Annotated in this window: 10 protein-coding genes and 5 tRNA genes; 12 read left to right on the top strand and 3 right to left on the bottom strand. The window is 33.7% G+C overall.

Features of this window, described 5'->3' with window-relative positions:
* Positions 1–132: 132 nt before the first annotated feature.
* Both xylA and AB671_RS01655 read right to left on the bottom strand, forming a co-directional pair.
* Positions 133–1,461, bottom strand: coding sequence for a xylose isomerase (xylA, locus tag AB671_RS01660; protein ID WP_066679445.1), 1,329 nt, complete (start codon positions 1,459–1,461; stop codon positions 133–135).
* Between the two features lie 200 nt (positions 1,462–1,661).
* Positions 1,662–3,152, bottom strand: coding sequence for a xylulokinase (locus AB671_RS01655; RefSeq protein ID WP_066679444.1), 1,491 nt, complete (start codon positions 3,150–3,152; stop codon positions 1,662–1,664).
* A gap of 293 nt (positions 3,153–3,445) precedes the next feature.
* Between AB671_RS01655 and AB671_RS01650 the strand changes: the two genes are divergently transcribed.
* From AB671_RS01650 to AB671_RS01605, 12 genes are all read left to right on the top strand, one after another.
* A complete protein-coding gene (locus tag AB671_RS01650) occupies positions 3,446–4,159 on the top strand; it encodes a DUF434 domain-containing protein (protein WP_066679443.1) in 714 nt (237 codons plus the stop codon).
* A gap of 2 nt (positions 4,160–4,161) precedes the next feature.
* Positions 4,162–4,812 (top strand): hypothetical protein, encoded by a 651-nt coding sequence (locus tag AB671_RS01645; RefSeq protein WP_066679442.1) that lies wholly within the window; start codon positions 4,162–4,164, stop codon positions 4,810–4,812.
* A gap of 89 nt (positions 4,813–4,901) precedes the next feature.
* Positions 4,902–6,266, top strand: a complete 1,365-nt coding sequence (locus AB671_RS01640; protein ID WP_066679441.1) for an SDR family NAD(P)-dependent oxidoreductase — start codon at positions 4,902–4,904, stop codon at positions 6,264–6,266.
* A gap of 9 nt (positions 6,267–6,275) precedes the next feature.
* Positions 6,276–6,349: transfer RNA gene (locus AB671_RS01635), tRNA-Asp, on the top strand.
* A 7-nt stretch (positions 6,350–6,356) separates the two neighbouring features.
* A tRNA-Ser gene (locus AB671_RS22150) sits at positions 6,357–6,426 on the top strand.
* Positions 6,427–6,432: 6 nt separating this feature from the next.
* Positions 6,433–6,504: transfer RNA gene (locus AB671_RS01630), tRNA-Gly, on the top strand.
* Positions 6,505–6,508: 4 nt separating this feature from the next.
* Positions 6,509–6,582 (top strand) — tRNA-OTHER (locus AB671_RS01625).
* A gap of 103 nt (positions 6,583–6,685) precedes the next feature.
* Complete coding sequence (locus AB671_RS01620) at positions 6,686–7,072, top strand: hypothetical protein (RefSeq protein ID WP_082987211.1); 387 nt, start codon at positions 6,686–6,688, stop codon at positions 7,070–7,072.
* On the top strand, positions 7,059–8,993 hold the full coding sequence (locus tag AB671_RS01615) for a hypothetical protein (protein WP_066679440.1): 1,935 nt from the start codon (positions 7,059–7,061) through the stop codon (positions 8,991–8,993). Before AB671_RS01620 ends, AB671_RS01615 begins: the two co-directional genes overlap by 14 nt.
* A gap of 8 nt (positions 8,994–9,001) precedes the next feature.
* A tRNA-Val gene (locus tag AB671_RS22145) sits at positions 9,002–9,071 on the top strand.
* 20 nt (positions 9,072–9,091) lie between these two features.
* A complete protein-coding gene (locus AB671_RS01610; protein ID WP_066679439.1) occupies positions 9,092–9,412 on the top strand; it encodes a hypothetical protein in 321 nt (106 codons plus the stop codon).
* Positions 9,409–10,194, top strand: a complete 786-nt coding sequence (locus AB671_RS01605) for a TatD family hydrolase (protein ID WP_066679438.1) — start codon at positions 9,409–9,411, stop codon at positions 10,192–10,194. Before AB671_RS01610 ends, AB671_RS01605 begins: the two co-directional genes overlap by 4 nt.
* 53 nt (positions 10,195–10,247) lie before the next feature.
* On the opposite strand, the gene deoD is transcribed toward AB671_RS01605, so the two are convergent.
* Positions 10,248–10,958 carry a purine-nucleoside phosphorylase gene (gene deoD, locus AB671_RS01600; protein ID WP_066679437.1) on the bottom strand — a complete coding sequence of 237 codons (711 nt, stop codon included), beginning with the start codon at positions 10,956–10,958 and terminating at the stop codon, positions 10,248–10,250.
* Between the last annotated feature and the right edge of the window lie 90 nt (positions 10,959–11,048).

The following is an 11,048-nucleotide window of genomic DNA, read 5'->3' as shown; positions in this document are numbered from 1 at the left end:
GCAAAGATTTTATCTCAGATAAAATTTAATATAATTAATATCGAAAATAGTCCTTGCTGAGAATCTTAGATTCTCTTGCGCCTTAAAATATTTTCAAAGTAAAAAAACTTGCGCCTTTGCGATTAACCAATATTATAAATACTGATTAATTAAGCTTTCCAAATATTCCTGTTTTCCGCTTTCTCTACCTACTTCTCCCAAACCTTGAGCATAAGTTGAAAGATCTGTTAAAGAAAGATTTCCGTCTTCGAAATCCTTTCCTTTTCCACTGTCGAAAGAAGCATATCTGTTGGTTCTGATTTCAGAATATTTTGATTTTTCTAAAATTTTATCAGCAGCAAGGAAAGCTCTTGTAAAATTGTCCATTCCGCTGATGTGAGCGATGAAAATATCTTCACGATCTGTAGAATTTCTTCTGATTTTCGCATCGAAATTCACACCTCCACCTTGGAAACCTCCAGCCTGAATAATCACCAACATCGCCTGAGTCATTTCATATAGATCAACCGGGAACTGGTCTGTATCCCAACCGTTTTGATAATCTCCTCGGTTCGCATCGATGCTTCCCAAAACATTATTGTCAGCAGCAACCTGAAGTTCGTGTTCAAAAGTATGTTGTGCTAAAGTCGCGTGGTTGACTTCAAGATTTAATTTAAAATCATTCAATAGATCGTACTGACGAAGGAAGTTTAAGCAAGTTGCTGCATCAAAATCATACTGGTGTTTTGTAGGTTCCATAGGTTTTGGTTCGATGAAGAAGGTTCCTTTAAAACCTTGAGCTCTTGCATAGTCTTTCGCCATATGTAAAAACTTCGCCATATGTTCCTGCTCACGTTTCATATTGGTGTTCAGTAAAGACATATAACCTTCACGACCGCCCCAGAATACATAGTTTTCTCCACCTAATTTAATCGTTGCATCCAAAGCATTTTTCACCTGGCCTCCTGCGTAAGCCAAAACATCAAATGAAGGATTGGTTGCTGCCCCGTTCATAAATCTTGGGTTTGAAAAACAGTTCGAAGTTCCCCAAAGTAATTTTATGCCGGAAGCAGCTTGTTTCTCTTTAGCGTAATCGGTGATGAATTCTAATCTTTTTGTAGATTCTGTAAAATTATCTGCCTCGTCGATCAAATCATAATCGTGGAAACAGTAATAAGGAACGCCCAGCTTTGTGAAAAATTCGAATGCAGCATCCATTTTTTCAATCGCTCTTTGTTTTGCATCAGAAGCGGTTAACCAGTCAAATTGCTGAGTTCCAGCTCCGAATGGATCTCCACCGGTTGCGCAGAACGTGTGCCAGTAAGCTGAGGCAAATTTGAAATATTCTTTCATTGTTTTTCCACGAACCACCAAATTCTCATCATAAAATTTGAACGCTAACGGGTTGTCTGATTCTCTTCCTTCAAATTTGATTTTTTCTATTCCTTTGAAATATTCTTTGTTTCCTAATGTAACTGACATATTATATATTTTAATTTTTATTGATTTTTGAATTTATCGTTGAGTTTTTATTTGGGCAGCTATTCCGCCTTCCACTCCCAATCTTTTGTTCGTTGTTCCTCCTCTCAAAAGGATTTTCGTTCAAGTCGGGCTGCGAGTTTGTCATCGTTTAAATGAATCGCTAACAATTGAATGTAAAGCTAAAAGCCAATTGCCATTCGCTAATAGCTAGTAATTACTTGCTCCAGTTTTGTTTTCCACTTTGCATAACTTTCTCTGTACTGATTCATATTTTTAAAATCAGGAATATAAGTTGTGGTAATATCTTTTTCTGTTAAAATATCGTTGAGTGTATCAAATGCTCCTGCTCCGATTGCTGCTGCTCTTGCCGCTCCTGTAGAACCGGTAGTATCAAAAATTCTAATTTCAGTATCTAGCAAAGATGCAATCGATTGCGCAAACAAAGAAGAACGAAATAAATTGTCACCTCCAGCTTTAATGATTCCTTTTTGAAGACCATCATTCATAAGAATTTCAGTTCCATAAACGAAAGAGTAGGCGATGCCTTCCAATCCGGCTCTGAAAAGATGAACGCTTTTGTGACGGTTAAAATTTACGTTGTAAGTAGAAGAACCAATATCTTTATTTTTTAAAACTCTTTCGGCTCCATTTCCAAATGGTAAAACGATGATTCCATCTGATCCGATTGGAATTTGCGATGCTAAATCATTCAGTTCCTGATAAGAATGTCTTTTCTGGTCAACCTGATGTCTCAACCAGCTGTACTGAATTCCTGCCCCATTTAAGCAAAGCATTTTCCCGATTCTTGGCTTTTCCTGAGTATGGTTAATGTGTGCAAAATTGTTTACTCGCACAGATTCTTTAGAATGAATATTATCGGTCACACCGTAAACTACTCCGGAAGTTCCACCCGTTGCGGCAATTTCTCCGGGATTCATTACGTTTAAAGACAAAGCGTTATTCGGTTGATCTCCCGCTCTGTACAGAATAGGAATTCCTTCGGGTAAGCCACTTTCTTCAGCGCCTTGCTTCGAAACGACACATTGCTCCGTAAAATTATCAACCACTTTTGAAACCAATGATTTATCAATTCCCCAATAATTTAATAATGTTTTTGAAGGCTGATGTTTCTGGAAATCCCAAAGTACACCTTCAGAAAGTCCGGTAACCGTTGTTGTTGCTTCACCGCTTAATTTTAAAGCAATAAAATCTCCGGGAAGCATAAATTTCCAGATCTTTTCATACACTTCGGGCTCGTTCTCTTTTACCCATTTTAATTTTGAAGCAGTGAAATTTCCTGGAGAATTAAGGAGTTTATTCATACAAACTTCTTCACCCAAATCATTGAAAGCCTGGTCGCCAGTTTCTACGGCACGACTGTCGCACCAAATAATTGATGGACGAAGAACCTGTTTATCTTTTCCCACCAAAACCAAACCGTGCATTTGGTAAGAAATACCAATTCCTTTGATTTCGTTTTTATCGATATGGCTTTCTGCAATTACTTTTTGAGTAAGAATTCTGAGATTTTGCCACCATTGTTCCGGATCTTGTTCTGCCCAACCAATTTTTGGAGAATCAATAGGCATTTCTGTTTCCGGATATTTTGCATGGGCAATCACTTTACCCTGTTCATCTACGACAGAAGCCTTTATCGATGAGCTTCCAACATCATATCCTATAAACTTCATTAATGAATTAATAATTGTTAACCTTTAAATGTAATAATTTTAGGCAATACTCAGTAAATTTTTAAGAATATGTGAATTTGAAATAACGGATTTAATATTAAGCCTTTATTTTCAGTGTCTTAAGTATATTTTGAATTTGTATTATTTGATTTTAAACTTAAATTATTTTGATTATAGGAAAAACATTTTCCCCAAAAACAAGCTCTAAAATGTAATTTTGAGTAATCGATTGCGCAAATATGTGATTTTAAATGAAAATAGTATGATTTGCTTCAAAAATTATATTTTTGAATATGAACAATAGAAATCGTGGAAAAAACACAGGCGACGACACCTTATTTTCTTCACAAAAGCAGATTGATAAACTGAAATTATCCATTCAGGATATGAAATATTTGCTGAGTCGGAATTATGCAGAAAAAGCGTCCTCCGAATTAGTGGGTAATCATTACCGACTGAAAGCCCGACAAATTCAGGCTTTGCGTGGAGCTTCGGCTTCTGAAAATCAGATTCAGAGCAGAAAAAATATAGAACTTCTAATTTCAGATTTAAAAGATAAAACGATTTACCTGGATGGCTTTAATGTATTAATTTTATTGGAAAGTTTACTTTCTGAAGCTTATATTTTTGAAGGAATCGACGGTTGCTTTCGTGATCTTTCCGGTGTTCATGGAACTTACAAAAGAGTCAATCAAACACAAAAAGCGATTGAATTGGTTGCTACATTTTTTCAGAAATCTCAGGTACAAAAGCTAATCTGGATTTTTGATAAACCTGTTTCAAACAGTGGAAGGATCAAAGAAAAAATTTTAGATCTTGCTCAAGAAAATAATTTTGATTGGAATGTTCAACTGGAATTTAATCCGGATAGATTTTTAGTTGAAAATGCAGAAATAATAGTTTCTTCTGATGCCTGGATTTTAGATTATTCTAAAAATTGGTTTAATCTTGTTAAGTATTTGATTAACGAAGAAAAATTGTATGTTAATCTTGTGAAAATGTTTTAATCATGAACTTATTTGAAGACTATATTCCATTATTTTCAAAAGACTGGAAAGAAAAATATCAGGGAATTTTAGCTGAAGAACATCTTAAAAATTTGAGTCTGAATATTCAAAAATTTAAAGACCAAACTTTAGATCTCGATTTTCCATTTTTTAACGATGAAATTAAAATTAATCGTGATGACAGTTTCAATTTATTTACTCATATTTTACATTCTGAAAATTCAGATACAGTTAAAGTAAAACAACTGGAAGAAATTTCTTTTGAACATTGGTTGAATATTTTGGGACAAAGACTGACTTCAGCAAGTTTGCGAGACGAAAATGCAATTCCTCCTTTGAAAAGTTTATTGATAGAAGCTTGTGAAAGATCTTTCAATAAAGAAATTAGCATTGCACAGAGAGCTTGGGAAAAGCACGTCGGAAGAATGGAAGACCAGTTTTGGGGTGAAATAAAAGGAAATAATCATCAAAAACAGCAAATCGTCATGCAGAAAATCAATTTTGTTTTAGAAAATAAAACGTGGTGGAATGTGTTCTTTCATTACAAACACGAATTGGTTTTTGAGGTCAGAGAAAAAGACGGCCACGGAATTCGTTGGAGCCACGGCGGAAAAAATCTGATTGGTTTTTTGGAAGGTTTTATAAATGAGTAACGAAAAATTAAAATTAATTTTAAATAAAAAATACTGCGTAAAAAGATTGCGTATTACGCAGCTAATTTTGTCAACATAAAATAAAAGCAATGGATTTTTCTAATGAAAATTTTTCACAAAACGAATGGGAGTCATGTCTTAAGGTTTTGAATGCCTTGAAAGATGAGCCATTTCTGAATCCCGATAATAAAACGTTCTCCGGATTAATTACAAAAATTCATAAGAATGCTAAAAAGCAAAACCGTCAGGAAAGTTATTCTGAAATGAAAAACCATGATTTGGAAGTCAATTCTGAATCTGTTTTGATGAAAAAAGCTTTGGCTGGAGTTTCTGATTTTTATGATGACGAAAAAAATGATACTCAACTTACAAAATTACAAATACCCAAAAACTGCTACAGCTGTAATCAAAGCTATCAATACGCTCATTCTTTTTATACAAGATTGTGCCCGAAATGTGCCGATGAAAATTATGAAAAACGGTTTTTATCAACAGATCTATCAGGACGAAATGCGATCTTGACAGGAGGACGTGTAAAAGTAGGTTTTGCGGCAGCATTGAAATTATTAAGAAATGGAGCTAATTTGGTTTTAACAACTCGTTTTCCCGCTTTAGCGTTAGAAACTTTGCAACAGGAAGTTGATTATGAAGATTGGAAAGATAGACTTTGGGTGTATGGTCTGGATTTGAGAAATTTAAAAGCAATTCAGGAGTTTATAGATTTTTATAGATCAAATTTTGAAACGCTTGATATTTTGATCAATAATGCAGCTCAAACCATCAAATATCCTGATGAATACTATTTGCCGATCATTAAACGTGAAAACGAAATGTTGGTAGAATTTAAAAATTACAAGAAATTAATTCCGAATAAAACAGAAATTTCAACTGAAGTTGGAAAGCTTGAATATGCTCAGAACGAAGAAACCAATGTTGCTTTAACACGTTTTGGACAACCCGTTGACAATAGAGATAAAACAAGCTGGAATTCTACCTTGGAAGAAGTCTCGATGTATGAATTGGTTGAGGTGAACTTAATCAATCATATTGCTCCGTATTTCCTAATTAAAGAACTAAAACAATTATTGAAAGACTCATCTTTTAAAGAGAGATTTATCATTAATGTGACTTCTTCGGAAGGGATCTTCAGTTATGATAACAAAACAATGTTTCATCCTCACACCAATATGACGAAAGCTGCTTTAAATATGATGACTCTGACTTCTGCAAAAGAATTTGAAAAAGACCAAATTTATATGACCGCAGTTGATGTAGGGTGGATCTCTACAGGAGCAAAAGAAAGTTTGAGAAAAAAACAATTTGAACAGGGATATATCCCACCGTTGGATTCTGTGGACGGAGCTGCGAGAATTTTGCATCCGATCGTGGAAGGGATCAACGGAAATTGTTTTAGTGGAGTTTTATTGAAAAATTATAAAGTTAATAACTGGTAAAATATAAAGGAAGCGTTAGTTCAGCAGCGAAGAATGCCGCCATATCACGGCGGAGGTCGTGGGTTCGAGTCCCACACGCTTTCCAAAACGGAGATAATAGTTTAAAAGGAAAAATACATCCTGCTAAGATGAGTTGCAGGTTCGATTCCTGCTTATCTCCCAAACAGAAACGTTAGCTCAAAGGAAGAGCGCTGACCCTCCAAGTCAGAGGTTGTGGGTTCAAGTCCCATGCGTTTCGAAAGGAGTACATAGTTCTAATTGGAAGAACACTGACTTCACTGATTAGAGGTTGCGGGTTCGACTCCCGCTGTACTCCCAAAAAATAAAAGAAGTAGTTTAATTTGGAAAAATGGTATTCTATCAGGAATAAGTTGTCGGTTCAATCCCGACCTTCTTTTGTTTTAAATAAATATTATGTCATGTTAAAAAAAATATTAAATTTTTTCAAAATTATAAATAAGCCTCAGATTTTCTTATCTGTAAAAGGGCATGTAAGAATTTCTGTGGAAAAAGAATGCAAAGTACAGCAAGATATTATTTTTTTTAAAGAAGAAAAAAATACTGTAAAGGATAAGGAGAAAAAAGAATATTTTCTTGAGAAAACAGGAAATCCACATGTTTTAAGGACTTTGAACTATGAAGTTTTGGATAAAAAAGGAACAACAGAAACATTCTTTATTTCAGAAAACGGCTTTATAACACATAATGAACATGAAACGCTTCAAATAGACAGTGAATATTTCATAAAATATATTCAGCAGGAATATAATCCGATAACACAAACGATAGAAAATGCATACGATTAATTATATAAAACAGTATAAAATATTCTCCGAAAAAGATTTGGCGGAGAATATTTTTGATGATAATACATCAATAGAAATTTATGCTAATAATATGATTTTTGATTTCGAAGTCATTGAAGGGAATTTACTTTTACGCGGAAGGGGTTGTGCTTTTCCAAATCTTATTAGTATAAAAGGGAACCTTTCCATTGATGCCGAAAATGGAGAGTTTCCTAAACTCAAAAAAGTCGGAGGAAACCTTACGATGCATTGTACAGCAGTATTGGATCAGCTTGAAAAAGTGGATGGAAATTTTAAATGTATAGTAGATTTCAACTTTAAGAATCTGGTAACAATCAGTGGAAATATATCTGTGAAAAATGCTTTAGTTACAGCATTTAACAAAGCGTTGACGAAAATAAAAAAAGTAATACCCGTCAATCATCAGGATGAAGTAGAAAGTCTTTCAGAAAAAGGAATTTTCAATATAGATATCTTTGGAGACAATATTATTATTCCACATCAGGAAATTCATGGTGAAGTTAATATTTATGGTAAAAATACATCCTTCCCTAATCTGGAGTTCATTCATGGTTTGCTGAAAATAGAAAGCCGTGATGAATTAGAACCTCAGTTCAGCTACGACTTTCCGATGCTGAAAAAAATGAAGGGAAATTTGAAACTTATCAAAACAAAATTATCTCTTCCTCAACTTAAGGAAATAAATGGAACTATTGACTTGATTATATCTTCGTATGCAGTTTTTCACATCATGGAAAAATCTGGGAATATAATAATCAGGCATAATTGCGGGGCAAAGCTTTCTGAGTTGAAAGAAATAAACGGAAGTTTTAATAATTATGGTTTTGAAACCTGTTACTTAGATAAGCTTGAGAAAGTAAAAAATCGTTTTTGTGTTTTTAAAACAAACAGTCCGAATCTTACAGAAGTGGGAGATTTATTAATGAATATGGGAGTTGTCTATGATTTTAGACATTTAAAAAGGATTAACGGAAAGGTGTCATATTCTCATAAAACTAATTTTGATACTTTAGAATATCTTGGGAAATGGGGAGATGAACGAATAAAATCAAATTACAAAGATTATACGTTTCCTTCATTAAAAGAAATAGAACATTATTTGTACGACAAAAATGAAGGATTTGAGCATAAAGCAAAAAATATTTATTTTAAAGTCAATGATAATCTTTATGTTACAAAGAATAAATTTATTATTTGCAAACTACCTTTCTATGAGGTTTTTCATTTCCCGAGCTATCATATCAGTAAATTGGTATCTGTTTTAAAACTGCGACATCATAATTTTGAGAACTTTATTACTCGCGAATATGAAAGAGAATGGGAGAGGTATGAAACTCCGTTTTTTACGAAAATTTTAAATAAAATTGAAAAGCTGTGGAACGAAGTCGAACCTATGAAATATGAAGAGTTTTTTAATGCTAAAAACAGAAACTTTAGACTTTTCTGTTTCAGTTATTTTGGAGTAGAAAATTTAATGGAAAAACTCGGAGCGGAGAAAATTAATGAAGCGGAAATTGAAGTTAATTATTATAAATATAACGAAAATAAAAACAAAGTTCTGATTAAAAAGATTAACCGCTATGAAGTTCACGGGATTAAAAATGAAAAACTTAGATTGTTTACCAGAAGAACGTCACCATATTCTTATGCCATAAGATGCTGGTGCCCCTCTACAGAAAAAGAACATTGGTTATGGATAGAGGAAGAATATAAAGATAATGCTTTAATGGCGATTGCTTCAACATTTAGAGTTCATGAAAATATTATTCCATACATCAAATGTCTTAAAAGGCAAGGAGATCTATTAATTTGTGAATTAACAAAAGAAATTATTCCGCAAGGCTTTCCAAGACCGCTTACAGCGGAAGAATATTTCAGTCTTTTAGAAGTTGAGACCTGAAAAATATCGAAGCAGTAATTTAAATGGAAAAATGTCTCAAACCTCGAGAAATTGCGAGTTCAAATCTTGCCTGTTTCCCTTTTATAATTTAAATCAATATGAAAAACATTTACAATAAAGGAACTTTCAGAAGCTTCGAATATGGTAAGATTGGACCTTATTTAAAAAAGCATGGCAATAAGAAATGGAGGAGAACTGAAAAATCTGAAATCGAAGACCAGCTTAGTGAAACCATTAAATTTTTTAAGCAAAGGAGAAAAAGACACAAATTAATCTGGGTTAAAATCACAAGAGAAATCAACGGAACAACTGATTCTGATTACAGAAGTTTCTATTCTGAAAAAGCCTTCAAAAGCTCAATCAACAGAGCACATGTAACGAGATATTTTTTAATAAATAATAAAACAAACAAAAAATGAACATATTTATCGATATTGGCATCAATCTGACCAATAAACAATTTTACAATGAGCAAGAAGAAATCATCAACCGAGCTCTCGACAATGGAGTTGAACAAATGATTCTTACTGGAACGAGCGTCCGTGGAAGCAAAGAGTCAGCGGAAATCGCAAAAGATTATCCCGAAATTTTATTTTCTACAGCAGGAATTCATCCGCACGATGCAAAATCTTTCAACAACGAAAGTATTAATGAATTAAGAAAACTTTTAAAGCAAGATCATGTCGTTTCGGTTGGAGAATGTGGATTAGATTTTGACAGAGATTTTTCACCAAGACCCATTCAGGAAAAATGTTATCGCGCTCAACTAGAATTATCAATTGAAATTAACAAACCTCTTTTTCTTCATGAAAGAGCCGCTTTCAAAAGATTCAACGAAATCACAGACGAATATTTATCAAAACTTCCGAAAGCAGTGGTTCATTGTTTTACGGGAACTTTAGAAGAGGCGAAAATTTATCTGGATAAAGGATTTTATTTAGGATTCACCGGAGCCATAAGTGATACAAACAGATTTAAACATTTGGAAGAAGTCATCAAATATGTTCCACTCGATAGAATGATGATTGAAACCGATGCGCCTTTTATGCTTCCGAAAAATATACCGAGAATGCAAAACCGCAGAAATGAACCGTCATTTTTGCCTTATGTAGCACAGACAATCGCACATCTCAAAAAAATAAATATTTCTGAAGTTGCCGATGAAACTACAGAAGTCGCCAGAAATTTTTTCAGAATATAAAAAAGAGCTCTACTCACAAAGTAAAGCTCTTTTTATTGATCAACTGATTTTTATTAAATTACTTTCAAAGCAGCTTCTAAAGCCAATTCGATCATTGGTTTCAAAGCGGTCTCTCTTTCGTCTGCTGAAATAAATTCCTGGGTTGGAATAATATCAGAAACCGTAAGAATAGTCGCTGCATTTTTACCTAAATGTTTGGCATTGGCAAACAATCCAAAAGCCTCCATTTCTACTGCAGGACAATTGTATTTTGTAGCAATTGCAGGAGTTGCAGGATCTTTTCTGTAAAAAATATCACTGCTGTGAATGTTGGTTGCTTTAGCTTTTAACCCTAATTCTTCAGCTGTTTCGTTGATGATATCATAAATGTTTCCCTGGTGAGAAAAAATCTCTTCTTCAAATCCCCAAGCATATTTTGCATACGTGCTTTCGCTGGCTGCATTTTCTACATTTAAAATATCGAATAATTTCACATCACTCGAATATCCGCCGCAAGTTCCGATTCTGATGATCGTATCAACTTCATATTCTGTGTACAGCTCGAAAGAATAAATTCCGATACTTGGGAAACCCATTCCACTTGCTCCTACAGAGATTTCTTTTCCTTTGTAAGTTCCGGTATAATAAAAAATACCTCTTGTTTGGCTTACTAATTTTGCGTTTTCAAGAAAATTTTCTGCTATATATTTTGCACGAAGCGGATCTCCCGGTTGCAAAACAACTTTGGCGATCTCTCCCTTTTTTGCACTGATGTGTACGCTCATATTTTTGTTTTAAATTTTTTACAAAGATAACAATTTGTAGATTGAGAACAGTAAAATGATATTATTCAGGAACTTTTCAAATTATAATGT

Origin of the sequence: Chryseobacterium sp. BGARF1, assembly GCF_001677955.1 — a bacterium.
In the GTDB taxonomy this organism is placed as follows: domain Bacteria; phylum Bacteroidota; class Bacteroidia; order Flavobacteriales; family Weeksellaceae; genus Chryseobacterium.
The sequence above is the reverse complement of the archived record's forward strand: the minus strand, read 5'-3'. Positions and strand labels throughout refer to the sequence as shown.